This window comes from Streptomyces sp. NPDC014889 (genome assembly GCF_043081205.1).
Classification (GTDB): domain Bacteria; phylum Actinomycetota; class Actinomycetes; order Streptomycetales; family Streptomycetaceae; genus Streptomyces.
Genome location: NZ_JBIBWH010000011.1, coordinates 129,211 through 153,940 on the forward strand (window position 1 = coordinate 129,211; position 24,730 = coordinate 153,940).

Annotated in this window: 25 protein-coding genes and 5 tRNA genes; 20 read left to right on the forward strand and 10 right to left on the reverse strand. The window is 71.3% G+C overall.

The window, feature by feature from the left end; translation table 11 throughout:
- Positions 1–14 precede the first annotated feature (14 nt).
- From ACF09J_RS22880 to ACF09J_RS22895, 4 genes are all read right to left on the reverse strand, one after another.
- The gene (locus ACF09J_RS22880; protein WP_384182481.1) at positions 15–590 is read right to left on the reverse strand and encodes an ATP/GTP-binding protein; all 576 of its coding nucleotides are present in this window, start codon (positions 588–590) and stop codon (positions 15–17) included.
- Positions 571–969: a DUF742 domain-containing protein gene (locus ACF09J_RS22885; RefSeq protein WP_358735643.1), complete on the reverse strand. Its 399-nt coding sequence runs from the start codon at positions 967–969 to the stop codon at positions 571–573. The genes ACF09J_RS22880 and ACF09J_RS22885 overlap by 20 nt, the downstream gene beginning before the upstream one ends.
- A gap of 115 nt (positions 970–1,084) precedes the next feature.
- The gene (locus ACF09J_RS22890) at positions 1,085–1,498 is read right to left on the reverse strand and encodes a roadblock/LC7 domain-containing protein (RefSeq protein ID WP_018544706.1); all 414 of its coding nucleotides are present in this window, start codon (positions 1,496–1,498) and stop codon (positions 1,085–1,087) included.
- Positions 1,499–1,507: 9 nt separating this feature from the next.
- The gene (locus tag ACF09J_RS22895; protein WP_392307291.1) at positions 1,508–5,368 is read right to left on the reverse strand and encodes a nitrate- and nitrite sensing domain-containing protein; all 3,861 of its coding nucleotides are present in this window, start codon (positions 5,366–5,368) and stop codon (positions 1,508–1,510) included.
- Positions 5,369–5,970: 602 nt separating this feature from the next.
- Here ACF09J_RS22895 and ACF09J_RS22900 point away from each other — a divergent pair.
- From ACF09J_RS22900 to ACF09J_RS22945, 10 genes are all read left to right on the forward strand, one after another.
- Complete coding sequence (locus ACF09J_RS22900) at positions 5,971–6,159, forward strand: hypothetical protein (protein WP_392307292.1); 189 nt, start codon at positions 5,971–5,973, stop codon at positions 6,157–6,159.
- A 156-nt stretch (positions 6,160–6,315) separates the two neighbouring features.
- Positions 6,316–7,101, forward strand: a complete 786-nt coding sequence (locus ACF09J_RS22905) for a fumarylacetoacetate hydrolase family protein (RefSeq protein ID WP_392307293.1) — start codon at positions 6,316–6,318, stop codon at positions 7,099–7,101.
- Entirely contained in the window at positions 7,094–8,614 is a 1,521-nt protein-coding gene (gltX, locus tag ACF09J_RS22910; protein WP_392307294.1) for a glutamate--tRNA ligase, read from the forward strand. The genes ACF09J_RS22905 and gltX overlap by 8 nt, the downstream gene beginning before the upstream one ends.
- 142 nt (positions 8,615–8,756) lie before the next feature.
- The gene (locus tag ACF09J_RS22915; protein WP_392307295.1) at positions 8,757–9,491 is read left to right on the forward strand and encodes an HAD family hydrolase; all 735 of its coding nucleotides are present in this window, start codon (positions 8,757–8,759) and stop codon (positions 9,489–9,491) included.
- 91 nt (positions 9,492–9,582) lie between these two features.
- Positions 9,583–9,654 (forward strand) — tRNA-Gln (locus ACF09J_RS22920).
- A gap of 38 nt (positions 9,655–9,692) precedes the next feature.
- Positions 9,693–9,765, forward strand: a tRNA-Glu gene (locus ACF09J_RS22925).
- A gap of 29 nt (positions 9,766–9,794) precedes the next feature.
- Positions 9,795–9,867: transfer RNA gene (locus ACF09J_RS22930), tRNA-Glu, on the forward strand.
- A gap of 20 nt (positions 9,868–9,887) precedes the next feature.
- Positions 9,888–9,959 (forward strand) — tRNA-Gln (locus tag ACF09J_RS22935).
- A gap of 28 nt (positions 9,960–9,987) precedes the next feature.
- Positions 9,988–10,060, forward strand: a tRNA-Glu gene (locus ACF09J_RS22940).
- A 156-nt stretch (positions 10,061–10,216) separates the two neighbouring features.
- Positions 10,217–10,702: a DUF4188 domain-containing protein gene (locus ACF09J_RS22945; RefSeq protein WP_392307296.1), complete on the forward strand. Its 486-nt coding sequence runs from the start codon at positions 10,217–10,219 to the stop codon at positions 10,700–10,702.
- Between the two features lie 168 nt (positions 10,703–10,870).
- Here ACF09J_RS22945 and ndgR read toward each other — a convergent pair whose 3' ends face one another.
- Positions 10,871–11,587, reverse strand: a complete 717-nt coding sequence (ndgR, locus tag ACF09J_RS22950; RefSeq protein ID WP_028425251.1) for an IclR family transcriptional regulator NdgR — start codon at positions 11,585–11,587, stop codon at positions 10,871–10,873.
- 190 nt (positions 11,588–11,777) lie between these two features.
- On the opposite strand from ndgR, the gene leuC reads away from it, so the two are divergent.
- The 4 genes from leuC to ACF09J_RS22970 all read left to right on the forward strand — a co-directional run bounded on the left by leuC (position 11,778) and on the right by ACF09J_RS22970 (position 15,119).
- On the forward strand, positions 11,778–13,208 hold the full coding sequence (leuC, locus tag ACF09J_RS22955) for a 3-isopropylmalate dehydratase large subunit (protein WP_392307297.1): 1,431 nt from the start codon (positions 11,778–11,780) through the stop codon (positions 13,206–13,208).
- A gap of 6 nt (positions 13,209–13,214) precedes the next feature.
- The gene (gene leuD, locus ACF09J_RS22960; RefSeq protein ID WP_392307298.1) at positions 13,215–13,808 is read left to right on the forward strand and encodes a 3-isopropylmalate dehydratase small subunit; all 594 of its coding nucleotides are present in this window, start codon (positions 13,215–13,217) and stop codon (positions 13,806–13,808) included.
- 308 nt (positions 13,809–14,116) lie between these two features.
- A complete protein-coding gene (locus ACF09J_RS22965; protein WP_392307299.1) occupies positions 14,117–14,347 on the forward strand; it encodes a hypothetical protein in 231 nt (76 codons plus the stop codon).
- Between the two features lie 136 nt (positions 14,348–14,483).
- Entirely contained in the window at positions 14,484–15,119 is a 636-nt protein-coding gene (locus ACF09J_RS22970; RefSeq protein ID WP_392307300.1) for an HU family DNA-binding protein, read from the forward strand.
- A gap of 121 nt (positions 15,120–15,240) precedes the next feature.
- Here ACF09J_RS22970 and ACF09J_RS22975 read toward each other — a convergent pair whose 3' ends face one another.
- Together ACF09J_RS22975 and cofC are read right to left on the reverse strand one after the other, a co-directional pair.
- Positions 15,241–15,444 (reverse strand): hypothetical protein, encoded by a 204-nt coding sequence (locus ACF09J_RS22975; RefSeq protein WP_100571769.1) that lies wholly within the window; start codon positions 15,442–15,444, stop codon positions 15,241–15,243.
- Between the two features lie 9 nt (positions 15,445–15,453).
- Positions 15,454–16,092 (reverse strand): 2-phospho-L-lactate guanylyltransferase, encoded by a 639-nt coding sequence (cofC, locus tag ACF09J_RS22980; protein WP_392307301.1) that lies wholly within the window; start codon positions 16,090–16,092, stop codon positions 15,454–15,456.
- Positions 16,093–16,291: 199 nt separating this feature from the next.
- Here cofC and ACF09J_RS22985 point away from each other — a divergent pair, with 199 nt between their 5' ends.
- The 3 genes from ACF09J_RS22985 (at position 16,292) to ACF09J_RS22995 (ending at position 19,387) form a co-directional block, all read left to right on the forward strand.
- Positions 16,292–17,107, forward strand: a complete 816-nt coding sequence (locus ACF09J_RS22985) for a lysophospholipid acyltransferase family protein (protein WP_392307302.1) — start codon at positions 16,292–16,294, stop codon at positions 17,105–17,107.
- Positions 17,104–18,114 carry an NAD(P)H-dependent glycerol-3-phosphate dehydrogenase gene (locus ACF09J_RS22990; protein WP_392307303.1) on the forward strand — a complete coding sequence of 337 codons (1,011 nt, stop codon included), beginning with the start codon at positions 17,104–17,106 and terminating at the stop codon, positions 18,112–18,114. Before ACF09J_RS22985 ends, ACF09J_RS22990 begins: the two co-directional genes overlap by 4 nt.
- A 115-nt stretch (positions 18,115–18,229) precedes the next feature.
- Positions 18,230–19,387 carry a D-alanine--D-alanine ligase family protein gene (locus tag ACF09J_RS22995; protein WP_392307304.1) on the forward strand — a complete coding sequence of 386 codons (1,158 nt, stop codon included), beginning with the start codon at positions 18,230–18,232 and terminating at the stop codon, positions 19,385–19,387.
- 67 nt (positions 19,388–19,454) lie between these two features.
- On the opposite strand, the gene ACF09J_RS23000 is transcribed toward ACF09J_RS22995, so the two are convergent.
- On the reverse strand, positions 19,455–19,937 hold the full coding sequence (locus ACF09J_RS23000) for a DUF3515 domain-containing protein (RefSeq protein ID WP_392307305.1): 483 nt from the start codon (positions 19,935–19,937) through the stop codon (positions 19,455–19,457).
- A 20-nt stretch (positions 19,938–19,957) separates the two neighbouring features.
- Complete coding sequence (locus ACF09J_RS23005; protein WP_100571763.1) at positions 19,958–20,191, reverse strand: Lrp/AsnC family transcriptional regulator; 234 nt, start codon at positions 20,189–20,191, stop codon at positions 19,958–19,960.
- Positions 20,192–20,397: 206 nt separating this feature from the next.
- On the opposite strand from ACF09J_RS23005, the gene ACF09J_RS23010 reads away from it, so the two are divergent.
- Positions 20,398–21,363, forward strand: a complete 966-nt coding sequence (locus ACF09J_RS23010) for a thiamine-phosphate kinase (protein WP_392307306.1) — start codon at positions 20,398–20,400, stop codon at positions 21,361–21,363.
- Positions 21,360–22,190, forward strand: coding sequence for a bifunctional hydroxymethylpyrimidine kinase/phosphomethylpyrimidine kinase (gene thiD / locus ACF09J_RS23015; protein WP_392307307.1), 831 nt, complete (start codon positions 21,360–21,362; stop codon positions 22,188–22,190). The genes ACF09J_RS23010 and thiD overlap by 4 nt, the downstream gene beginning before the upstream one ends.
- A gap of 92 nt (positions 22,191–22,282) precedes the next feature.
- Here the strand turns inward: thiD and rpmB are convergent, their stop codons facing one another.
- Entirely contained in the window at positions 22,283–22,468 is a 186-nt protein-coding gene (gene rpmB, locus ACF09J_RS23020) for a 50S ribosomal protein L28 (protein ID WP_003993230.1), read from the reverse strand.
- A gap of 266 nt (positions 22,469–22,734) precedes the next feature.
- Here rpmB and ACF09J_RS23025 point away from each other — a divergent pair, with 266 nt between their 5' ends.
- Positions 22,735–24,444 (forward strand): DAK2 domain-containing protein, encoded by a 1,710-nt coding sequence (locus ACF09J_RS23025; RefSeq protein ID WP_392307308.1) that lies wholly within the window; start codon positions 22,735–22,737, stop codon positions 24,442–24,444.
- Positions 24,445–24,730: the final 286 nt, after the last annotated feature.

Sequence of the window (24,730 nt, forward strand, 5' to 3'; positions counted from 1 at the left end):
GCTTCTGGTGCCCGTTACCGCAGCCGGGCCATGAGGGCGTGTTCCACCAGGGTGATGAGGGTGGATTTGGCGTCGGCGCGGTGGCGGGCGTCGGTGGTGATGATGGGGGCGTCGGGTCCGATCTGCAGTGCCTCGCGGACTTCGTCGGGGTTGTAGGGCTGCTGGCCGTCGAAGCCGTTGAGGGCGATGACGAAGGGCAGTCCGCTGTTCTCGAAGTAGTCGACGGCGGGGAAGCAGTCGGCGAGCCGGCGGGTGTCGACGAGGACGACGGCGCCGATGGCGCCGCGGACGAGGTCGTCCCACATGAACCAGAAGCGGTCCTGTCCTGGGGTGCCGAACAGGTAGAGGATCAGGTCCTGGTCGAGTGTGATGCGGCCGAAGTCCATGGCCACCGTGGTGGTGGTCTTGTCCCCGGTGTGGGTGAGGTCGTCGATGCCCGCAGAAGCGGACGTCATGACGGCCTCCGTGCGCAGCGGGTTGATCTCCGAGACGGCGCCGACGAACGTGGTTTTGCCCACGCCGAAGCCGCCCGCCACCACGATCTTCGCGGAGGTGGTCGCCCGACCCCCGTCAGAGCTTGCGAAGTCCACTGAGCACCCTTTCGAGCAGCGTCACATCCGGTGCGCCACCGTTGTTCTCGTCCCCGCCCGGCTGGTGGATGGCCACCAGCCCGGCCTCCGCGAGGTCCGCGACGAGGATCCTGGCCACGCCGAGCGGCATGGACAGGAGCGCCGAGACCTCTGCCACGGATTTCACCTCGCGGCACAGGTGGCAGATCCGCTGGTGCTCCGGGAGCAGGCCCATCAGCGCTGCCGGGTCGGCCGTGGTGCTGATCAGCGCCTCGATGGCGAGCTGGTAGCGCGGCCGGGTCCGGCCGCCGGTCATCGCATACGGACGTACCAGCGGCTGGTCGCCCTCATCCCCGTACGGCTCAGCGTACGGATCATGAGAGGCGGGGGGCGGGGTCATGAATCCTCCGGGCGGGCGGGACAGCAAGTCGGTCAGTCAAGCCGTCTGACGGGGCCGGTGGGGGGATTGTGGCGGCCGGACGGTGATTTGGTGAGGTGGATGGTGCCGGAGCCGGTCAGTGCAGCAGACTGCCCTGTAGTTCGGCGCGCAGGTCGGGTGTCAGGACCGCCCCCGCGCGGTCGACGAGCAGCGCCATCTCGTAGCCGACGAGGCCGATGTCGCACTCGGGGTGGGCCAGAACCGCCAGGGACGACCCGTCCGACACGGACATCAGGAAGAGGAAGCCGCGCTCCATCTCGACGACCGTCTGCGACACACTGCCGCCCTCGAAGATCCGGGACGCCCCGGCGGTCAGCGAGGTCAGGCCGGACGCGACGGCCGCGAGCTGATCGGCGCGGTCGCGCGGAAAGCCCTCGGACATCGCCAGTAGGAGTCCGTCGGCGGACACCACGACGGTGTGGGACACCCCGGGGGTGTTGTCCACGAAGTTGGTGATCAACCAGTTCAGGTTCTGTGCCGCCTGGCTCATCGGGCTCAACTAACGCTCCTGCTGGTGAGTGGGGCTGGGGAAACTGCCCGTCTGACCGTTACCGGCCTGACGGCCCTGTGCGATGCCCCGACGGAGATTGGTCAGCCGGCCGCGTACGTCGTCGGGCGAACGCGAGACCTGCGGACCGCTCTGGTGCTGTTGCTGCTGAGCCGTGCCCGGGACGAGGTTGGCCCGGGGCACCCGGCGCGGCAGGCCGGAGGTGGTGACACCGCCCGCGGCCGGCTGCCTGACACGTTCGGCCTGCCGTACGAGTTCGTCGTTCGGCGAGGTCCGCCAGGCGGAGGCGGCGGGACGCTGGGGGGCCGCAGGAGTCTGCGGCTGTTGCGGTTGCTGCGGCTGTTGCCGCTGCGGCGCTTGCGGCTGCTGCGGCGCGGCCGGAGCGGGAGCCGGTTCGCCGCCCTGCTGCTGCCCCTGGGCACCGCGGAACCAGTTGGTCTCCAGGGTGTCGTACAGGGGCGTACGGCCGTCGCCGGGACCCGGGGCCGGCGGCAGCGCCCAGGCGTCGTCGGGCCGCTGCTGCGGGGCGCCCTGGTTGCGCGGCTCCGGGCGGGCGGGACGCTGCTGCGGCCGCTGGGCGGCGGGACCGCGCAGGCCGAAGTCGGCGGGACCGCCCGGGTGGGCGTTCCGGCCGGGCGCGGCGTTGTCGTGACCCGGCTGTGTGAACTGGCCGGCGGAGCCGTTGTCGTACTGCTGCTGGGCGGCGAACTGGCCGGTGGAGCCGTTGTCGTAGCCCTGCTGGGCCGCGAACTGGCCCGTGTTGCCGTTGTCGTAGCCCTGCTGGGCGGCGAACTGGCCGGTGGAGCCGTTGTCGTAGCCCTGCTGGGCCGCGAACTGGCCCGTGCTGCTGTTGTCGTAGCCCTGCTGGGCGGCGAACTGGCCCGTGTCGGCCGGGTTGTTCTGCCCGGCCGGACCGTAGACGTCCGAGCGGACGAACTGGCCCGTGTTCTGGGAGCCGTCCAGGCCCGGCTGCTGAGCATCGAAGTCGGGGCGGGGGAACGCCGCGGTCTCCGCGGCGGAGCCCGGGCCCTGCCGGTCGTCGATCCGCGGCATCTGCGAGGTCTGCGCCGGGTCCTGCTCGTCGTGGCCGCGTGGGGCGTCGAGAGCGGCCCGGTGCTGAGCGTTCTCGTCGGCCCAACCCTGCGTACGGGACGGCCCGTTGCCGCCCGGCAGCTCGGCACGCGGGCCACCGCGCGGCGGGAGCTGCGGCTGCCGGCCCGGCTCGCCGCCGTTCCCGCGCTGCGGGGCAACACCGCCGCGCGGGCCGCCGAAGGCGTCCTGGCGGCGTCCGTCGCCGAAGTTCTGGGGAGCGCCCGCGCCGGGACCCTGCTGGCCCTGCGGCCCGCCGGGTGCCTGACCGAAGGCGCCGGCCATGCCCGGCGCGCCCTGACGGCCCTGCTGCGGCTGCCCCGGACCCTGCTGCCCGCGCGGCCCGCCCGGACCGCCCGGACCGCCCTGGCGGCCGGCACCGGGCAGCGCGGCCCGCGGTCCCTGGCCGGCACCGACCTGGCCACGCGGAGCGGCACCGGGACCGAGCCGGCCCGCCCCGCCCTGCTGACCGCCCGCGCCGAGGGCTCCACCGCCCTGCTGACCGCCCTGACGGCGGGCCGCGGCGGCACCGGCGGCGGCAGCCGCGGCGGCCGGACCGCCCGCGCCCTGGCCGCCGGGCTTGCCCGCACCCGGCTTCTTGCCGCCCTGGGCGACGTCGACGGGCAGCATGACCAGAGCCGTCGTGCCACCGGAGTCGGAGGGGCGGAGCTGGATGCGGATGCCGTGACGCTGGGACAGACGACCGACCACGAACAGACCCATGCGGCGGGAGACCGAGACGTCCACGGTGGGCGGCGCGGCGAGCCGCTCGTTGATCGCGGCCAGGTCCTCCGGGGACAGACCGATACCGGTGTCGTGGATCTCGATCAGCACCCGGCCGTCGGGCAGCGCGTGACCGGTGACCTTGACCTTGGTCTGCGGGGAGGAGAACGAGGTCGCGTTCTCCAGCAGCTCGGCCAGCAGGTGCACGAGGTCGTTGACCACACGGCCGGCGACCTCGGTGCCGGGCACCGAGGCCAGCTCGATGCGCTCGTACTGCTCCACCTCGGACGCGGCGGCGCGGAGCACGTCGACCAGCGGGACCGGACGGGTCCAGCGGCGGCCGGGCTCCTCACCGGCGAGGACGAGGAGGTTCTCACCGTTACGGCGCATGCGCGTGGCGAGGTGGTCGAGCTTGAACAGCGAGGACAGCTGGTCCGGGTCGGCCTCGCGGGACTCGAGTTCGGAGATCAGCGAGAGCTGGCGCTGGATCAGACCCTGGGAGCGGCGCGAGAGGTTGGTGAACATCGCGTTGACGTTGCCCCGCAGCAGGGCCTGCTCGGCGGCGAGGCGGACCGCCTCGCGGTGCACCTCGTCGAAGGCCGTGGCCACCTGGCCGATCTCGTCGCGGGAGTGGACACCGACCGACTCCACGGACGTGTCGACGTCCTGCGGGTCGGCCTCCGAGAGCTGGCGGACCAGCTCGGGCAGGCGTTCCGCGGCGACCTTGGTGGCGGTCTCCTGGAGCCGGTGCAGCGAGCGGATCATGGAGCGGGCCACGACGAAGGCGCCGACCAGCGACACGCCGAGGACGAGCAGGATCAGCACACCGGAGACGATGGCGTCGTACTCGGTGGCGCTGCGCAGCTCGCGGGCCTTCTGCTCCATCTCCTCGAGCAGCGTGTGCTCGATCTTCTTCATCTGCTCGATCTTGGTCGAGCTGTCGTCCACCCAGTCGCGGTAGGAGCGCTTGTTGGCCGCCTTGACGCCATCGGGGTTGTCCAGGACGCGCTTGGCGTAGGTGTCCGCGGACAGGATCGTCGGGTTGCCCTCCGAGATGGGCTTGATGAGCTCCTCGGAGCCGTCCCCGTAGATGTTGCGGAAGCTGTTGAGGTCGGAGGTCTGGCTCTCCAGCGCCTGCTGGGCGTAGAGGCGGTCGTTCTCCGAGAGGTTGCCGGCGTTGATGTTGTTGGCCGGCAGGGCGGCGGCGATGACGGCGCGCTGGACGGACGCGTACTCCTTGGCGGAGGAGAAGGCGGCCAGGGCACGCGTCCGCTGGATCATCTGCGGGTTGCTGGTCGCCTCGGCCATGTCCTGGGAGAGGGCGAGCAGCTCGGTGATGAGCCGGTGGTAGCTCTCGACCGTGCGGGCCGAGTTCTCCTTGGACTGGTACGCGTCCTTGCGGATCTTGCTGAGGCTGTTGAGGTCGCTGGCGAGGCCGACCAGGGTGTCGCGGACACCGAGGAGGTTGCCGTCCTTGCTGGCGGCGTCGATCTCCTCGGACGCGGTCAGGAAGTTGGCGCGGGCGCGGTCGGTCCGGTCCCGGTAGCCCTTGATGGTGATGGCACTCGCGGGCGAGGGGTTGGTCAGCGGGCCGGCGGACTGGTCGCGCTCCTCCTGGAGCGCGGCGGCCAGTTCGGTGGCCTGCTTGGTCATGACCGTCAGCAGCTTCATGTTGTCGAGCTGCTGGATGTCGTTCATGCTCTCGTTGATGCGCAGCCCACCGAGCGTGGTGGCGGCGGCCACGGGCAGCGTGAGCAGCGCCACCAGACGGGTCGAGATGCGCCAGTTGCGCAGTGCCATGCGCGAACCGGTGTCCACCGGAGTCCGGTTCCCGGACGGTGTGGCCCCCGAAGCCGGGCCCGGCGCCGACGCACCGGTCGGGCCGGTCGTGCCCGAGCGTCCGGTGCGCTCTGCGCCGTCGCCGCCCGGGGTCGGATTCTGGGCGTGCTGGGGCGAGGAGCTGACGGCCATGGGGCCAGTCCCGCCGTGCGGCTCCGGCTCCGCCGAAGCGCTGCCATCCCTCTTGAAACGTCCCTGCACTAGCGTCGCAACCTCTGGACCAGGCGCCCCTCCGCGCGAACGGAAGGACGGTGTCGGCGTTGTGGGAAGAGCCCTGAAAAACACTTCCCGGATGGTCGTGAGTGACCGGCGCTGGTTCCCCCTTCTCACCGCCACTCGGCGCTGCGTTGCGCCCCCTGCGCGCCGGCTCGATCCTGCGGCGGTCCGTGGCATTCCAGCACAGTGGCGGATCTCCAACAAGGCATGTGGGCCAGGCTGTGACCTCCGTGACAGCCCGTGAGTGACGGATTACCTGGCGTGGAAAGCGATCTTCCGTATAGGGGACATTTTGCTATGTACCCGCGAGTCACTTCAGGTGTCCCGGTCGCCATGATCGGGAGCGGAATGATGCCTTCAGTGGCCAATGTCCGATTCGGCGATCGGAGGCACCACTCGAAAATGTCCGGATTGTCGAAGGCTTCGTGAGCAAACTCACACCGACATCACGGGCTCTTCACGCCTTCGGCCGGGAATTGAATGTTTAGCCTGACGCTTTACAGGGATGGCAAATCCGACAACCGGCGCCCGAACGTGGGGTCATGCGGACCTCCCGGTGCCCGTAGACGACAAGGTCTCGTACAACCGTGAAGACGACGATGATGTTCCGCACCATAGCCAACCCCCGGCGCACGACGCTGATGCACCTCGAGGGAGCCGAGTCGTTGCAGACGCCGGAACAGCCGGAGCACTCCGTCTCCCTTCCCGGGCAGACCGCCAACCCCCGGCGCACCGTCCTCATGGTGGCGCCCGCCGCGGCCCCCGCCGGCGAGTAGCACACGGTCCGGACACGGACGAAGGATCACGGGGCGTCCCGAACACGGGACGCCCCGTCTTCGTGCCCGCGCCGTAATCGCGCGAGGTCCGGGGCCCGGCCGCGTTAGCCTGGAGCGTCAGACTCCAGCCGTTTCAGTCAAGGGGCCAAGCAACCCGTGCGCATCGCCAGGTTCTCCATCGACGGGAACGTCGCCTTCGGCGCGGTCGAGGGCGACCAGCCGGACGAGCTCGTCCTCGACATCATCAAGGGCATCCCGTTCGCGGACTTCGAGCTCTCCGGCACCCGGGTGCCGCTGAGCAAGGTACGGCTGCTGCCGCCGGTGCTCCCCAACAAGGTCGTGGCCTTCGGCCGCAACTACGCCGAGCACGCACGCGAGCTCGGCAACGAGGTGCCCGACGCACCGTTCGCCTTCTTCAAGCCGTCCACCTCGGTGATCGGCCCCGGCGACCCGATCCAGTACCCCTCCTTCTCCCAGGAGCTGCACCACGAGGCCGAGCTGGCCGTGGTCATCGGCCGCATGTGCCGCGAGGTCCCGCGCGAACGCGTCAAGGACGTGATCTTCGGCTACACCTGCGCCAACGACGTCACCGCCCGCGACGTGCAGCGGCGCGAGAAGCAGTGGGCCAGGGCCAAGGGCTTCGACACCTCCTGCCCGCTCGGCCCCTGGGTGGAGACGGACATCGACCTCACCGCCGCGTCCGACCTGACCATCCAGCTCACCGTCAACGGCGAGCAGCGGCAGCTCGGCCGCACCAGCGAGATGATCCACCCGATCGAGGATCTGATCGTCAACATCTCCGAGGCCATGACGCTGCTCCCCGGCGACGTGATCCTCACGGGCACCCCGGCAGGGGTCGGCCCCCTCAACGTCGGCGACGAGGTCGCCGTCACCATCGAAGGCATCGGCACTCTCACCAACAAGGTTGTCAAGCGTGGCTAGCGCATCCGGCTCTCCCTCACCCAAGTCCTCGGCTCCGCTCGGACAGGGGGTACGCGTCCGTTTCTGCCCCTCCCCCACCGGTAACCCCCACGTGGGCCTGGTCCGCACCGCCCTGTTCAACTGGGCGTTCGCCCGGCACCACCAGGGCACGCTGGTCTTCCGCATCGAGGACACCGACGCGGCCCGCGACTCCGAGGAGTCCTACAACCAGCTTCTCGACGCGATGCGCTGGCTGGGCTTCGACTGGGACGAGGGCCCCGAGGTCGGCGGACCGCACGCGCCGTATCGGCAGTCGCAGCGCATGGACGTCTACGCCGACGTCGCCCGCAAGCTGCTCGACGCCGGCCACGCCTACCACTGCTATTGCTCCCAGGAGGAGCTGGACAGCCGCCGCGAGGCCGCCCGCGCGGCCGGCAAGCCGTCCGGCTACGACGGCCACTGCCGCGACCTGAGCGCCGCGCAGGTCGAGGAGTACAAGGCGCAGGGCCGGTCGCCGATCGTCCGCTTCCGCATGCCCGACGAGACGATCACCTTCACGGACCTGGTCCGCGGCGAGATCACGTACCTCCCGGAGAACGTCCCGGACTACGGCATCGTCCGCGCCAACGGCGCCCCGCTGTACACCCTGGTCAACCCGGTCGACGACGCGCTCATGGAGATCACCCACATCCTGCGCGGCGAGGACCTGCTCTCCTCCACCCCCCGCCAGATCGCCCTGTACAAGGCGCTGATCGAACTGGGCGTCGCCAAGGAGATCCCGGCCTTCGGCCACCTGCCGTACGTGATGGGCGAGGGCAACAAGAAGCTCTCCAAGCGCGACCCGCAGTCGTCGCTGAACCTCTACCGCGAGCGCGGCTTCCTGCCCGAGGGCCTGCTCAACTACCTCTCCCTGCTGGGCTGGTCGCTCTCGGCCGACCGGGACATCTTCTCCGTCGAGGAGATGGTCGCGGCCTTCGACATCGCGGACGTGAACCCCAACCCGGCCCGCTTCGACCTGAAGAAGTGCGAGGCGATCAACTCCGACCACATCCGCCTGCTCGACGTGAAGGACTTCACCGAGCGCTGCGCTCCCTGGCTGAAGGCCCCCGTCGCGCCGTGGGCGCCGGAGGACTTCGACGAGGCCAAGTGGCAGGCGATCGCGCCGCACGCGCAGACCCGTCTGAAGGTCCTGTCCGAGATCACGGACAACGTGGACTTCCTGTTCCTGTCCGAGCCGGTCTTCGACGAGCCGAGCTGGACCAAGGCGATGAAGGAGGGCTCCGACGCCCTGCTCCGTACCGCCCGGGAGAAGCTGGAGCCGGCCGACTGGACCTCTCCCGACTCCCTGAAGGAGGCCGTCCTGGCCGCCGGCGAGGCCCACGGCCTCAAGCTCGGCAAGGCCCAGGCCCCGGTCCGTGTCGCCGTCACCGGCCGCACGGTCGGCCTGCCCCTCTTCGAGTCCCTCGAGGTCCTGGGCAAGGAGAAGACGCTGGCACGGATCGACGCGGCGCTCACCAAGCTCGCGTCCGCGTAAGCACCGTGTGACGCACACAGGGCGGCAGCCGGCTCGGCTGCCGCCCTGTCATATGAGGCCGACCGCGGGCAGGCCCGCGCCGGACGCGGGCCGGCCGCGGGCGGCCTCCGGAACCCGGCCGCCGTGACGTACGGTCGGTGTCATGCCGATCAAAGCCGTGCTCTGGGACGTCGACGACACGCTCTTCGACTACACCACCGCCGACCGCGCCGGTATGCGCACGCACCTGGCCGCCGAGGGGCTGCTCGACGGGTACGCGACCGTGGAGGACGCCCTGGCGCACTGGCGGCGGACCACCGACGCGCAGTGGGCACGGTTCTCGGCGGGGGAGGCGACCTTCGAGGAGCAGCGGCGGGACCGGGTGCGGGTCTTCCTCGCCCGGCCGGAGCTGACGGACGACGAGACCGACGCGTGGTTCGCGCGCTACCTGCGGCACTACGAGGCCGCCTGGGCGCTCTTCCCGGACGTGTTGCCCGTCCTTGACGCGCTCGCCGCCAGCCACCGGCATGCCGTGCTGTCCAACTCCAGCATCCACGTCCAGGAGCGCAAGCTGCGCAGCCTAGGTGTGCGCGACCGCTTCGAGACCGTGCTGTGCGCCGCGGAGCTCGGTGTGTCCAAGCCGGAGCCGCGGGCGTTCCACGCGGCGTGCGAGGCGCTGGAACTCGGCCCGCACGAGGTGGCGTACGTGGGCGACCATCCGGACATCGACGCACGGGGCGCCGCCGAGGCCGGACTGCTCTCGGTCTGGATCGACCGCGCGGGCGTGCACGCCGGCGGCGGGGACGGCACCGGTTGGCGCCGGATCGCCTCGCTCGCCGAACTGCCCGCCGTCCTCGGCGCCGATACCCGTTTTGGAGCCCCGTCCACCTTCAGGTAATGTTCTTCCTGCGCCGCGGGGCGCCGGGCCGAAGGTCCGGAACCGCGAGTGCAACACTAGAACAAGATCCTCACAGGGTCTTGCCTTCCAGTGGCCTATGGTGTAATTGGCAGCACGACTGATTCTGGTTCAGTTAGTCTTGGTTCGAGTCCAGGTAGGCCAGCTCGCAGAGCTCATCTGCACCGCGGATCTCATCCGCAGGCCCCCGTTGTGTAGCGGCCTAGCACGCTGCCCTCTCAAGGCAGTAGCGCCGGTTCGAATCCGGTCGGGGGTACGGATCTCAGGAGCATTCCAGGGATCAAGGCCCCCGTTGTGTAGCGGCCTAGCACGCCGCCCTCTCAAGGCGGTAGCGCCGGTTCGAATCCGGTCGGGGGTACGACTGGTCTAAACCATCATTGGTCTATGGTGTAATTGGCAGCACGACTGATTCTGGTTCAGTTAGTCTTGGTTCGAGTCCAGGTAGACCAGCTCGGACCTGCGGAAACGCAGCGTCCACGCCCCCGTTGTGTAGCGGCCTAGCACGCCGCCCTCTCAAGGCGGTAGCGCCGGTTCGAATCCGGTCGGGGGTACGCAGTCGGAAGGGCCCTCCCTGCGGGGAGGGCCCTTCCGCGTGTTTCCCCCTGCTCTACCTCCGCCCTTGCCGCCGCACTTGGAGAGTGCCACTATCCAAGTGCGGATAGCGGCGCTATCCGCATCTGCTGGAGTGCGAGAGGATGGGGAACGGGATGGGTGTCCAGCCGGTCGAGGGGCGCATGACCGCCGCGCACGAGGGCGAGGTGGTCGTCTTCCATATCGGGATGCGCATCAACAGCTTTGTCTCGGTGCGTAGTTGGTTGCCCGTGGTCAGGGCGATGGGACCGATGCTCGCGGAACTCCACCGCGACCGCGACCAGGGGCTCCTCGGGGTCAGGCAACTACTGGCCGGGCCGCGCGAGGTGCACTTCGTGCAGTACTGGGAGTCCAAGGAGAAGCTCCTCGCCTACGCCACCGCCCCCGACCGGAGTCACCGCCCCGCCTGGTCCGCCTTCAACCGCCGGCTGCGTGAGGGGAAGGGCAAGGTCGGCTTCTGGCACGAGACCTACGTGGTCCCCGCCGGCGCCCACGAGGCCATCTACATGAACATGCCCCCCACCGGACTCGCCAAGGCCACGGACGTGATCCCGGTGGCCCGCCGCGGCGACCGGGCGGCAGCCAGGCTGAGCCACCCCTGAGCCGGCCCGCCCCGGCCCGCCGGGCGGTGCACAGCAGGCCGACCCGGCGGTGCGCAACAGAGCGACCCCGGGTGAGCGGTGCTCGCCCGGGGTCGGGTGGTGAGGTGGATGTCGGTGTCCCGTGCGCAGGGCCTGCCGCGGCGTTGAGGCCGGCCCCGCGGGCCGGGGTCAGCCGGAGCGGCGCAGGGCCTCGGACAGGCGGGCGGCGGCGTCGATGACGGCCTGGGCGTGCATGCGGCCGGGGTGGCGGGTGAGGCGCTCGATGGGGCCGGAGACCGAGACGGCGGCCACCACGCGGTTGGAGGGGCCGCGCACGGGCGCGGAGACGGACGCGACGCCCGGCTCGCGCTCGCCGATCGACTGGGCCCAGCCGCGGCGCCGTACGCCCGACAGGGCCGTCGCCGTGAAACGGGCGCCCTGGAGGCCGCGGTGCAGCCGCTCCGGCTCCTCCCAGGCCATCAGGACCTGCGCCGAGGAGCCCGCCTTCATCGTGAGCGTGGAGCCGACCGGGACGGTGTCCCGGAGTCCGGACAGGCGCTCGGCCGCGGCGACGCAGATGCGCATGTCGCCCTGGCGGCGGTAGAGCTGCGCGCTCTCGCCCGTCACGTCCCGCAGATGTGTGAGCACCGGCCCGGCGGTGGCCAGCAGGCGGTCCTCGCCCGCGGCCGCGGCCAGCTCCGCGAGGCGCGGGCCGAGGATGAACCGGCCCTGCATGTCGCGCGCCACCATGCGGTGGTGTTCCAGCGCCACGGCCAGCCGGTGGGCCGTGGGTCGTGCCAGTCCGGTGGCCGCGACCAGACCCGCGAGGGTGGCCGGACCGGACTCCAGAGCGCTCAGGACAAGGGCTGCCTTGTCCAGAACGCCGACGCCGCTACTGTTGTCCATGCAACGATACTTGCGTCTCACTCTGTGAAACGCAAGTTCAATTTTCCGTGGAACACGCCACTCTGGTAGTCACAGCGGCCCGCGTCGACCGGCGGGCTCTGCGGCGGACGCCCGGAGGGGGGCGCGGGTGCCGCATCCTCAAGATCTCTAGTTGGGCCGGCGCCCTTGGCGTCCGGCCGGAGGGAAAGCGATGGGTAGGACACTCGCGGAGAAGGTCTGGGACGACCACGTCGTCCGGCGCGCCGAGGGCGAGCCCGACCTCCTCTTCATCGATCTGCACCTGCTGCACGAGGTGACCAGCCCCCAGGCCTTCGACGGCCTGCGCAAGAGCGGCCGCGGCGTGCGCCGGCTCGACCTGACCATCGCGACCGAGGATCACAACACCCCGACCCTCGACATCGACAAGCCCATCGCGGACCCCGTCTCCCGGGTCCAGCTCGAGACGCTGCGCAAGAACTGCGCCGACTTCGGGGTCCGGCTGCACCCGCTGGGCGACGTCGAGCAGGGCGTCGTCCACGTGGTGGGACCGCAGCTGGGTCTGACCCAGCCGGGCACCACCGTCGTCTGCGGTGACTCGCACACCTCCACGCACGGCGCCTTCGGCGCGCTGGCGTTCGGCATCGGCACCTCCCAGGTCGAGCACGTGCTCGCCACCCAGACCCTGCCGATGGCCCGTCCGAAGACCATGGCGATCACGGTCGAGGGCGAACTGCCCGAGGGCGTCACGGCCAAGGACCTGATCCTCGCGATCATCGCCAGGATCGGCACCGGCGGCGGCCAGGGCTACATCCTGGAGTACCGCGGCCCCGCCATCGAGAAGCTCTCGATGGAGGCCCGGATGACCATCTGCAACATGTCGATCGAGGCCGGCGCCCGAGCGGGCATGATCGCCCCCGACGAGACCACCTTCGCCTACCTCGAGGGCCGCCCGCACGCACCCGAGGGTGCCGAGTGGGACGCCGCGGTCGCCTACTGGAGGACCCTGCGCTCCGACGACGACGCCGTCTTCGACGCAGAGGTCGTCATCGACGCCGCCGAGCTGTCCCCGTTCGTCACCTGGGGCACCAACCCCGGCCAGGGCGCGCCCCTTTCGGCCGCCGTCCCCGACCCGGCCTCGTACGAAGACGCATCGGAGCGCCTGTCCGCCGAAAAGGCCCTGGAATACATGGGGTTGGAGGCCGGACAGCCGCTGCGTTCCATCAACGTGGACACCGTCTTCGTAGGCTCCTGCACCAACGGCCGCATCGAGGACCTGCGCGCCGCCGCCGACATCGTGCGGGGCCGCAAAGTCGCCGACGGCGTACGGATGCTGGTCGTCCCGGGCTCCGCGCGCGTGGGTCTCCAGGCCGTCTCCGAGGGCCTGGACGTGGTCTTCAAGGAGGCCGGCGCCGAATGGCGGCACGCGGGCTGCTCGATGTGCCTGGGCATGAACCCCGACCAGCTCGCCCCCGGAGAGCGCTCCGCCTCCACCTCCAACCGCAACTTCGAGGGCAGGCAGGGCAAGGGCGGCCGTACCCACCTGGTCTCCCCGCAGGTCGCGGCGGCCACCGCGGTCCTCGGCCACCTGGCCTCCCCGGCCGACCTGTCCGACGCCGACGTCCCCACGCCCGCTGGAGTCTGAGAGATCATGGAAGCCTTCACCACCCACACCGGCCGGGCCGTCCCGCTGCGCCGCAGCAACGTCGACACCGACCAGATCATCCCCGCCCACTGGCTCAAGAAGGTCACCCGCGACGGATTCGAGGACGGGCTGTTCGAGGCCTGGCGCAAGGACCCCGGTTTCGTGCTCAACCGCCCGGAGCGCGACGGCGCCACGGTGCTGGTCGCGGGCCCCGACTTCGGCACCGGCTCCTCCCGCGAGCACGCCGTCTGGGCGCTCCAGAACTACGGCTTCAAGGCCGTGATCTCCTCCCGCTTCGCGGACATCTTCCGGGGCAACTCGCTGAAGAACGGCCTGCTCACGGTCGTCCTGGACCAGAAGGTCGTGGACGCCCTGTGGGAGCTCACCGAGAAGGACCCCCAGGCCGAGGTGACCGTCGACCTGGTCGCCCGCGAGGTGCGCGCCGAGGGGATCACCGCCTCCTTCGAGCTGGACGAGAACTCCCGCTGGCGGCTGCTGAACGGGCTGGACGACATCTCCATCACCCTCCAGAGCGAGGCCGACATCGCCGCGTACGAGGCGAAGCGCCCGGCCTTCAAGCCGCGCACCCTGCCGGTCTGACCCACGGCCCCGGCCGATGACCGACCGCCGGGCCGGACACCGCTCTCCAGTGCTGTGACAAGTCGACTTTCGGCCACCGTACGACCCCGCTGTACCCCCGATCGAGGCGATCGGGGGTACAGCCTTTTTGGCGCCCCGATCACCCGGCGCGCCGACGCCAAGACGCTCAACTTCCCACGTTAGACGGGCTATTGCCGGGGTAGGCGAGGCTCCGGATGGCGCCCGGCGCAACCGCCCGGACGGCCGCCGCAGGCGTCAGTTGCCCCCCAGCGCAGGCGACAACTCGCCCCAGATGGCACAATCTGTGCATGGACAACGACGGCCAACTCGAGCTCTATACGGCGGTCGCGGCCCAGCTCAAGGAAGCGCACGAAAGGGTGCGCGCACTGCAAGTCCCGGAGAGCGTACGGATGGCGCTGACCCGGAAGCTGCTGGTCATTACGGCCTCGGCCAAGCACGATCTCGCCGGTGCGGCAAGGCGTCTGGAGCGGTTCACGGCAGACCTCGACCGGGGGCGAATCCCCGGCGAGGAAGGCTGAACAGCCCGAGGCCGTCGAGTCCGTTGCGGCACAAGGGTGATTAGCCCGTTTCGTGTTTGATTTGCGGTATATATCTGCCTAACGTGCGAAAACGCTTGAACACTTTCGTTCCGGCAAGGTCTCCGAAGGGGAAGACGTGAACAAGGCGCAGCTCGTAGAAGCGATTGCCGACAAGATGGGCGGCCGCCAGCAGGCCGCCGATGCGGTGGACGCGGTACTGGACGCCGTCGTCCGCGCGGTCGTCGCGGGAGACCGGGTCTCGGTCACCGGCTTCGGGTCCTTCGAGAAGGTTGATCGTCCCGCCCGTTACGCGCGCAACCCGCAGACGGGTGAGCGGGTGCGGGTCAAGAAGACCTCCGTTCCCCGCTTCCGGGCCGGCCAGGGCTTCAAGGACCTGGTGAGCGGCTCGAAGAAGCTCCCGAAGCACGACATCGCGGTCAAGAAGGCGCCCAAGGGCAGCCTCTCCGGCCCGCCCGCCACCATTGCCAAGGCCGTCGGCAAGAAGGCCGCCGCGAAGAAGACCACCGCGGCGGCGAAGAAGACGGCCGCGAAGAAGGCCGCCCCGGCGGCGAAGAAGACCACCGCCAAGAAGGCCCCCACGGCCAAGAAGACCACGGCGGCCGCCAAGAAGACGACGGCCACGAAGGCCGCCGCCAAGAAGACCACCGCCAAGAAGGCGCCGGCGAAGAAGGCCACGGCCAAGAAGGCCCCCGCCAAGAAGTCGACCGCCCGCAAGACCACCGCCAAGAAGACCGCCGCCCGCGGCAAGTAGCGACGCAGGGGCACTCACGCGCCGGGCCGGACTCCCGAGGGAGCCCGGCCCGCGGCGTGTTCGGACACCGCCTGCCGGGGCGCTGTTCCCTCGCGCCGGGGTGGACGGTCATCCTGCCTGCTCAGAAGGTCTGCAGCGTCACCAGGGTGATCCGCAGGCCGTTCCCCTCGCCCTCGGTCTCGATCCGCACCCGCTGCCCAGGCCGCAGCAGCCGCAGACCGCCCGCGTCGAACGCCGGCGCGTCGAAGGACACCGGGGTGCCGTCGTCCAGCAGCACCTGCCCGCTGCGGCTTTCGGGGTCGTACGTGTATGCGGTCGCCTGCATGACGGCAGCCTACTGCCCCAGGACCGGCAGCCGCGCCGCCGCGGCGGCCGTCCGCGGCCCCACGCCGAGGGCCAGCGCGGCCCGCAGATCGTCCCCGGTGTCCACGTCCCGGCGCACGGATTCCACCGCGTCCAGGGACAGTTCCACGGCGCCTGACGCCCGGTGGCGGCCCCGGGAATCGGTGCCGAAGGCCGGGAGGAGTGGATGCCCGGGGGAGGCCGTCAGCAAAGTCGTGCCGACGGCCGCGGAATCCGCGAGAAATGCCCGCGGGAATTGTCCGGCCGCCTCCAGAACCCGGGCCAATTCCATGGGCCGCAGCGCGGGAAGATCGGCGTTGAGGGCCGCCACCGGAGTTCGGGGGCGCGAGGCCCGTACCACCGCCGCGCCGTGCGCGAGGGCGGCGTTCAGGCCGGCCCGCGGCTCGTCGGCGACGATCCGGGCGCCCAGCGCCGCCAGCTCCCGCCCGGCCTCGGCGTCGTCCGTGACGACCGCCACATCCGCCACCGCCGGGCAGGCCAGCGCGGCCGCCACCGTGTCCATGGCGAAGGCGAGGGCCAGGCCGGGACGCACTCCGTCGCCGGCGGTGTCCGACAGCCTGCTCTTGGCCCGGTTCAGGGGCTTCAGGGGAATGACCAAGGTCCACTGCACCGGCGTTCCGTCCCTCTCGTGTGGTCGTCATTGTCTCCCGGAGTCGCCCCGGACGGTCCGGTGGACTCGGGAAGGGGAGGGGCGCGCAGCGCCTTCCAAAGGCGCTCCCGGTGACGTGCGGGCGTACGGTGTTCTCGACAGACAGGCGGCCTGGGGCGACACTTGTGCGGCCCCCCAGGCCCTAGAGGAAGGTGTCCGCGTGCCCCGCCGCAGAATCGGCTTCTGGTATCGCTTCGCAGCGGTGATCTGCAAACCGCCACTGGTGGTTCTGATCAAGCGGGACTGGCGCGGAATGGAGCACATTCCGGCCGACGGCGGATTTATCACCGTGGTGAACCACAATTCGCACGTCGACCCCTTCGCGTACGCCCACTTTCAGTACAACACCGGGCGCGTTCCGCGATTCCTGGCGAAGAGCGGGCTTTTCAAGAAGGGATTGGTGGGTGCCGCGATGCGCGGCACCGGGCAGATCCCCGTCTACCGCGAGAGCACGGACGCGCTGAGCGCGTTCCGCGCCGCCATCGACGCCGTGGAGCGCGGCGAGTGCGTCGCCTTCTACCCCGAGGGCACCCTCACCCGCGACCCCGACGGCTGGCCCATGACGGGCAAGACCGGCGCCGCCCGGGTCGCCCTGCAGACCAAGTGCCCGGTGATTCCGGTCGCCCAGTGGGGCGTCAACGAACTGCTGCCGCCCTACGCCAAGAAGCCCGACCTGCTGCCCCGCAAGACCCACCAGGTGCTGGCCGGGCCGCCCGTGGACCTCTCCCGCTTCTACGACCAGGAGATGACTCCGGAGCTCCTCAAGGAGGCCACCGAGGTCATCATGGCGGCCATCACCCGCCAGCTGGAGCAGATCCGCGGGGAGAAGGCGCCCGCCGAGCCGTACGATCCGCGCCGGGAGCGGATCGAGCAGCGCCGCCGCACCGAGTCGCAGACGCAGGGCAGGACCGTGCCGGTCGCGCAGCGCGGGCCGGACGTGCGGGAGTCCGTACAGGAAGAGGGGCAGGGCACGTGAGCAAGCCGGTCAAGGCGGCCGTCTTCGGTACCGGATCGTGGGGCACCGCCTTCGGCATGGTCCTCGCCGACGCCGGTTGCGAGGTGACCCTGTGGGCCCGCCGCGCCGAACTCGTCGACGCGGTCAACTCCACCCGGACCAACCCCGACTACCTGCCCGGAGTCGAACTCCCTCAGAACCTGCGGGCCACGGCCGACGCCGCCGAGGCCGCCCGCGACGCCGACTTCACGGTGCTCGCCATCCCCTCGCAGACCATGCGTGCGAACCTCGCCGAGTGGGCGCCGCTGCTCGCCCCGGACACCGTCCTCGTCTCCCTGATGAAGGGCGTCGAACTCGGCTCGGCCATGCGGATGAGCGAGGTGATCGAGGACGTCGCCAAGGTGGGTGCCGACCGCATCGCCGTCGTCACCGGGCCCAACCTGGCCCGGGAGATCGCCGCCCGCATGCCGGCCGCCGGCGTGGTCGCCTGCACCGACGAGGAAGTGGCCCGGCGGTTGCAGGCCGTCTGCCACACCCCGTACTTCCGGCCCTACACCAACACCGACGTGGTGGGCTGCGAACTCGGCGGCGCCGTCAAGAACGTGATCGGTCTGGCCGTCGGCATCGCGGACGGCATGGGGCTCGGCGACAACGCCAAGGGCTCGCTCATCACCCGTGGCCTCGCCGAGACCACCCGGCTCGGCATGGCCCTCGGCGCCGACCCGCTGACGTTCTCCGGACTCGCCGGCCTCGGCGACCTGGTGGCCACCTGCTCCTCGCCGCTGTCGCGCAACCACACCTTCGGCACCAACCTCGGCAAGGGCATGACGCTCCAGGAGACCATCGCGGTCACCAAGCAGACCGCCGAGGGCGTCAAGTCCTGCGAGTCGGTGCTGGATCTGGCCCGCCGGCACGGCGTCGACATGCCGATCACGGAGACCGTCGTCGGCATCGTGCACGAGGGCAAGCCGCCCGTGGTGGCCCTCAGGGAGCTGATGTCGCGCAGCGCCAAGCCCGAACGCCGCTGAAACCGGCGCCGTTCGGCCGTCCGCATCACGTTGCGCGACCGTCCGTGCGACGCTGAGCGACGGTGCCCATGCGGGCACTGACGTCGTGGATACCAGCGGGTACTCTCATCGCGATATGAGCAGCGAGAACCTCCCCCAGAGCCCCGAGCAGCCGTCCCGCAAGCCCCGCGTGGCCGTCGTGTGCGGCGGCCGCAGCTCCGAACACGGAATCTCCGTGGTCACCGCGGGCGCGGTGCTGCGCGCCATCGACCGGACCAAGTACGAGGTCCTGCCGATCGGCATCACCCGCGACGGCCGCTGGGCCCTGACCGCCGACGAGCCGGAGCGCATGGCGATCACCGAGGGTCGCACCCCGAGCGTCGAGGAACTCGCCGACTCCGCCGAGGGCGGCGTGGTGCTGCCCGTCGACCCGTCCAACCGCGAAGTCGTCTACAGCGAGCCCGGTTCGGTGCCCAAGGTGCTCGGCGAGGTCGACGTGGTCTTCCCGGTGCTGCACGGCCCCTACGGCGAGGACGGCACCCTGCAGGGCCTCCTGGAGCTGTCCGGCGTGCCGTACGTGGGCTCGGGCGTGCTCGCCTCGGCCGTCGGCCAGGACAAGGAGTACATGAAGCGGGTGTTCACCTCCTTCGGGCTCAAGGTCGGCCCGTACGTGGTGATCCGGCCGCGCGAGTGGGCGCAGGACCCGTCCGCCGCCCGCAAGAGGATCGTCGACTTCGCGGGCGAGCACGGCTGGCCGCTGTTCGTGAAGCCCGCGCGCGCCGGTTCGTCGATCGGCATCACCAAGGTCGACGACCTGTCCGGCCTCGACGAGGCGATCGAGGAGGCCCAGCGGCACGACCCGAAGGTGCTCGTGGAGGCCGCGCTGCGGGGCCGCGAGATCGAGTGCGGGGTGCTGGAGTTCGAGGACGGCCCGCGGGCCTCCGTACCGGCCGAGATCCCGCCGCCCGAGGCGCACGCGTACTACGACTTCGAGGCCAAGTACATCGACTCCACGCCCGGCATCGTGCCCGCCCCGCTGACCGACGAGGAGACCGCCGAGGTGCGGCGGCTCGCGGTGGAGGCGTTCGAGGCGGCCTCCTGCGAAGGTCTGGTCCGCGCGGACTTCTTCCTCACCGAGGACGGCGAGTTCGTGATCAACGAGATCAACACCATGCCCGGCTTCACGCCCATCTCGATGTACCCGCAGATGTGGCAGGCGAGCGGGATCAGCTACCCGGAACTGGTGGACCGGCTGATCCAGGCGGCCCTGCGCCGCTCCACGGGACTGCGCTGACCACACACACCGAGGGGGCGGCGGACACCGGCCGGCGTCCGCCGCCCCCTCGGCGCGCGTCAGGCACTCAGTCGGCGATCCCCTTGGGGATCGCCTTCTTCACGGCCGCGGCCAGATCGACCAGCGGCGCGACCCCGTGGTCCGTCCGCCCCGCGGGGATCGTCACCTCCACATAGGCCAGGCGCAGGGTGGTGGTGAAGCGGAACGACCCGTCCCCCTGCTTCTGCAGCAGCCAGCCCACATCGTTCACCTCGGCCCCGTCGGCCTCCGGATCGTCCATCGCGGCGGGCCGCGGGACACCGCAGCGCAGTATGATCGCCGGGCTTCCCCAACCCGCGGTCAGCGTGGAGGCGGGCCGGGGGTCCTCGCGGCTCAGTCCGTCCACTTTCGCAGGCAGTTCCCGGTCCAGATCCCGGCACAGTCCGGCTGCCGACGGTCCGGGACGGGGAACCGCCACGGTGGCGCCGGCGTCGCTCGGGGAACAGCCCGCGACGGTGATCAGCGCGGCGAGGACGGGCAGGCCGAGAAGCCGGTGACGGAAGAAGCTCACCGGCCAAGGGTAGACGGGGGCTACAGATGCACGACCGGGCAGGTCAGGGTGCGTGTGATGCCGTCCACCTGCTGGACCTTGGCGACCACCATGCGGCCCAGGTCGTCCACGGTGTCGGACTGGGCGCGCACGATGACGTCGTACGGCCCCGTCACGTCCTCGGCCTGGATCACTCCAGGGATCTTGCCGATCGTCTCTGCGACGGTCGACGCCTTGCCGACCTCCGTCTGGATCAGGATGTACGCCTGTACCACGGAACCTCCAGGGCGGCCACGAGGATCATGTGGGGAAAAAGGAACGCCACGGTATCGCGTCGTCACACGCCGTGGGGAGACCCGGGATGCCGTGACGCACGCGCCGGGGTGCAGGTAGGACAGAAGTTGACGGTCATCTCGACCGTAGCGAGGACCGCGTTGACGCGCGACCGGGAACGTACAGGGACAGAAGGGGCGAAAGGCCGATGAAGGGCACTGTCGGTGAGCTCGGGGAGTTCGGGCTCATCAGGGAGCTCACCTCCCGTCTCACCACCACCCCGGCGGTCCGGGTCGGCCCCGGCGACGACGCCGCGGTGGTCGCCGCCCCCGACCGCAGGGTCGTGGCGAGCACCGACATACTCCTGGAGGGGCGGCACTTCCGCCGGGACTGGTCCACGGCGTACGACGTGGGCCGCAAGGCGGCCGCCCAGAACCTCGCGGACATCGCCGCCATGGGCGCCGTGCCGACGGCGCTGCTGCTCGGCCTGGTCGTCCCCACCGAGCTCCCGGTCACCTGGCCCACCGAGCTGATGGACGGCCTGCGCGACGAGTGCCAGGTCGCCGGGGCCGCCGTCGTCGGCGGCGACGTGGTGCGCGGCGACACGATCATGGTGTCGATCACCGCGCTCGGTGATCTGCGCAACCACGAGCCGGTCACCCGCGCCGGCGCACAACCCGGCGACCTGATCGCGGTGACCGGCTGGCTGGGCTGGTCCGCGGCCGGGTACGCGGTGCTCTCCCGCGGCTTCCGCTCGCCCCGCGCCTTCGTCGAGGCCCACCGCCGCCCCGAGCCGCCGTACCACGCCGGCCCGGCCGCCGCCGGGCTCGGCGCCACCGCGATGTGCGACGTCAGCGACGGACTGATCGCCGACCTCGGGCACATCGCCGAGGCCAGCAAGGTCCACATCGACATCCGCTCGGGGGCCATAGACATCCCCTCGCAGATGAACGACATCGGGCAGGCCGTCGGCGTCGACCCGTTGCAGTGGGTGCTGACCGGGGGAGAGGACCACGCGATCGTGGCGGCCTTCCCGCCGGACGTGAAACTGCCGGCCCGCTGGAAGGTGATCGGCGACGTGCGCAGCCCCTCGGCGCTGCCCCAGGTCACGGTCGACGGCGCGCCGTGGACCAGCAAGGGCGGCTGGGACCACTTCGGGGACATCGAGTCATGACGGCGGCCCCTCCTCGGGTCCTGACCGTCGCGGGCTCCGACTCCTGCGGCGGCGCCGGCATCCAGGCCGACCTGAAGACGATGCTCGCCCTCGGCGTGCACGGCATGAGCGTGATCACCGCGGTGACCGCGCAGAACTCGCTCGGCGTGCAGGGCGCCTGGGAACTGCCCGTGGACGCGGTCAGGGCCCAGTACCGCAGCGTCGTCGACGACATCGGCGTCCAGGCGGTCAAGACCGGGATGCTCTCCTCGGCGGAACTGGCCGGGACCGTGGCCGAACTGATCGCCGGGACGGACGCGCCCGCGGTCGTCGATCCGGTCGGCGTCTCCAAACACGGCGACCCGCTGCTCGCCGACTCCGCGCTCCGGACGGTACGCACCAGGCTGCTCCCCGTGGCGACCGTCGCCACGCCGAACCTGGACGAGGTGGCCCAGTTGACCGGTGTCCGGGTCCGGACGGAGGAGCAGATGCGGGAGGCCGCGGCGGCGATGCTGGAGTTCGGGCCGAAGTGGGTGCTGATCAAGGGCGGCCACCTCGCCGGGGCCGCCGGGGGAGAGAGTGGTGACCAGGCCGTGGACCTGCTCACCGACGGCGCCGAGGAGCACTGGCTGCGCGCCCCCCGTTACGACAACCGGCACACGCACGGCACCGGCTGCACCCTCGCCTCCGCGATCGCCTCGTACCTGGCCAGGGGCCGGTCCGTGCCGGAGGCCGTGACGGAGGCCAAGGCGTACGTCACCGGGGCGATCGCGGCCGGCTTCGCGCTCGGCGCGGGGATCGGCCCCGTGGATCACGCGTGGGCCCTGCGGGGGCCCGGGGCGGGGTAGTCACGCGGGTACGGCAAAAAGCCGGTCCACCGAGGTGGACCGGCTCAGTGCAGCGAACCAGCGGTGGCCGCGCGCTTAGCTGTTGCTGTGCGTCAGCGCGAGACCTTGCCGGCCTTGATGCACGAGGTGCAGGCGTTCACGCGCTTCGGCGTCCCGCCGACCACGGTACGCACACGCTGGATGTTCGGGTTCCAGCGACGGGACGTACGGCGGTGCGAGTGCGAGATGTTGTTGCCGAAGCCCGGCCCCTTGCCGCAGACGTCGCAGTTGGCAGCCACGGGTCACTCCAAAGACTTCAGATGCACTTACGGTTGATCCCGGCATGCCGGGATCAAGATCTCAGGCTCGAAGAGCCTTGTTGAAATCTGAGTGGCGTTGCCAGGGGGAGAGCCCGATCAGGATCGGGCAACCGGAGCAGCATACAACGGCTGCGTCCGTAGGGCGAAACTACCATGGTGGCTCCGGGGCCCGCGCAGGCCCTCTTCCGTCCGGCACCGCCCCTGGGTCTACGCTGCGTCCAGTCCAGCAGCTCAGGGAGGCGCAGGTGGCGCAGGTGCCGCAGACGTTCGACGCGCCGGCGGTGCGCACCTGGTGCGGACTGGCGCTGCGGGCGCTGGGACGCGCGCGCGAGGAGATCGACGCGATCAACGTCTACCCCGTGGCCGACGGGGACACCGGCACCAACCTGTATCTGACCGTGGAGTCCGCCGTCGCAGCGGTGGAGGCCGTGTTCGCGGCGCACGAGGTGGGCGCCGCGACCGGCGGGGCACTGCCCGGTCCCTCGCTGGCCGACGCCGCGCGGGCGATGGCGCACGGCGCGCTGATCGGGGCCCGCGGCAACTCAGGGACGATCCTCGCCCAGCTGCTGCGCGGCATGGCCCAGGTGTTCGCCGCCGACAGTGACCGCGCGCACGCCGACGGGCGCGGTCTGTGCCTGGCCCTGCGGCGCGCGGCGGACTCCGCCAGGCAGGCCGTGGCGCACCCGATGGAGGGCACGGTCCTGTCGGTGGCCTCGGCCGCCGCGGACGCGGCCACCGGGGCGCGGGGAGACTGCGGGGCGGTCGCGCTGGCCGCCTACGAGGGAGCGTGCGCGGCCCTCGCCGCGACCCCCGGCCAGTTGGCCGTCCTGGAGCAGGCCGGGGTGGTCGACGCGGGCGGGCGCGGGCTCGTGGCGGTCCTCGCGGCCCTGGTGGAGACGTTCACGGGGCGGGCGCCGGAGCAGGGCGTGTTCCCCTCGGCGGCCGCGGCGGCGGGTGACGGCGGGCCGACGGTTCCCCACGCGCGCGTGTGCCCCGCTGACGACGGGCCCGGTGCCTGCGCGCCGCCCGCGAGCGGTCCCGCCTTCGAGGTGATCTACCTGCTGGACGCCGAGGACGCGGCCGTCGCCCGGCTGCGTGAGCGGCTCGACGAGCTGGGGGACTCCCTCGTCGTGGTCGGCGGCGACGGCCTGTGGAACGTGCACGTGCACGTGGACGACGCGGGCGCCGCCGTGGAGGCGGGCGTGGAGGCCGGGCGCCCGCACCGGATCCGGATCACGCACTTCGCCGCCGGTGACGCGCACACCCGTGGGTTCGCGCCGCCCCGGGAGCGGGCCCAGCGCGCCGTGGTGGCCGTCGTGCCCGGCGAGGGCCTGGCCGGGCTCTGCGCCGAGGCCGGGGCGACCACGGTGCTCGCCCGGCCCGGGGAGCAGCTCGCGAGCGGCGAGCTCGTCGACGCCGTACGGCGGGCACACGCGCACGAGGTGGTCCTGCTGCCCAACGACCCCGAACTGCGCCACACCGCGTCGGCGGCGGCCGAGCAGGCCCGCGGGGACGGTGTCCGCGTCGCCCTGATCCCGACCCGCTCGGCCGTGCAGGGCATCGCCGCCCTCGCCGTGCACGAGCCGGGGCGCCGCTTCGACGAGGACGTCGTCGCCATGACCTCGGCGGCCGGCGCCACCCGGCACGCCGAGGTGGTCGTCGCCGAACACCAGTCGTGGACCACGGCCGGCATCTGCCAGGCCGGTGACGTACTCGGCCTGATCGACGGCGACGTGGCCGTGATCGGCTCCGACGTCACAGCCACCGCCGAGACCGTCCTGGACCGCATGCTCGCGGCCGGCGGCGAACTGGTCACCCTCGTCCTCGGCGACGAGGCCCCCGACACGATCGCCGGCCACCTGGAGAACCGGGTCCGCGAGTCCTACCTCGCCGTCGACACGGTCATCTACCAGGGCGGCCGCCAGGGAGCGCTCCTGCTCATCGGCGTGGAGTGAACGCCGTCCCACCGATCGACCGGCTGCCGTCACGGCACGCGTGTGTGCGTGGCGTTGCGGGGCGGCCCGGGGCGGTTGCCGGTGGTCCGGCGTTCCGTTCCGGGGCCGCCGGGCAGTTGTCCGAGCCGGCCTTCAGGCCGTGCAGAGGCCTTTCGGCTTCCGGGCGGGCGGGATCTGGGCGGCGGTGAGTTCGTAGGCTGCCGTCACGGCACGCGTGTGTGCGTGGCGTTGCGGGGCGGCCCGGGGCGGTTGCCGGTGGTCCGGCGTTCCGTTCCGGGGCCGCCGG

What these genes read in the sequence shown, in the direction of transcription:
- ACF09J_RS22885 (WP_358735643.1), bottom strand. Translation starts at nt 969, where the DNA reads ATGACCCCGCCCCCCGCCTCTCATGATCCGTACGCTGAGCCGTACGGG.
- ACF09J_RS22890 (WP_018544706.1), bottom strand. Translation starts at nt 1,498, where the DNA reads ATGAGCCAGGCGGCACAGAACCTGAACTGGTTGATCACCAACTTCGTG.
- ACF09J_RS22915 (WP_392307295.1), top strand. Translation starts at nt 8,757, where the DNA reads ATGCCGATCAAAGCCGTGCTCTGGGACGTCGACGACACGCTCTTCGAC.
- ACF09J_RS22945 (WP_392307296.1), top strand. Translation starts at nt 10,217, where the DNA reads ATGGGTGTCCAGCCGGTCGAGGGGCGCATGACCGCCGCGCACGAGGGC.
- ndgR (WP_028425251.1), bottom strand. Translation starts at nt 11,587, where the DNA reads ATGGACAACAGTAGCGGCGTCGGCGTTCTGGACAAGGCAGCCCTTGTC.
- leuC (WP_392307297.1), top strand. Translation starts at nt 11,778, where the DNA reads ATGGGTAGGACACTCGCGGAGAAGGTCTGGGACGACCACGTCGTCCGG.
- leuD (WP_392307298.1), top strand. Translation starts at nt 13,215, where the DNA reads ATGGAAGCCTTCACCACCCACACCGGCCGGGCCGTCCCGCTGCGCCGC.
- ACF09J_RS22965 (WP_392307299.1), top strand. Translation starts at nt 14,117, where the DNA reads ATGGACAACGACGGCCAACTCGAGCTCTATACGGCGGTCGCGGCCCAG.
- ACF09J_RS22975 (WP_100571769.1), bottom strand. Translation starts at nt 15,444, where the DNA reads ATGCAGGCGACCGCATACACGTACGACCCCGAAAGCCGCAGCGGGCAG.
- ACF09J_RS22995 (WP_392307304.1), top strand. Translation starts at nt 18,230, where the DNA reads ATGAGCAGCGAGAACCTCCCCCAGAGCCCCGAGCAGCCGTCCCGCAAG.
- ACF09J_RS23010 (WP_392307306.1), top strand. Translation starts at nt 20,398, where the DNA reads ATGAAGGGCACTGTCGGTGAGCTCGGGGAGTTCGGGCTCATCAGGGAG.
- thiD (WP_392307307.1), top strand. Translation starts at nt 21,360, where the DNA reads ATGACGGCGGCCCCTCCTCGGGTCCTGACCGTCGCGGGCTCCGACTCC.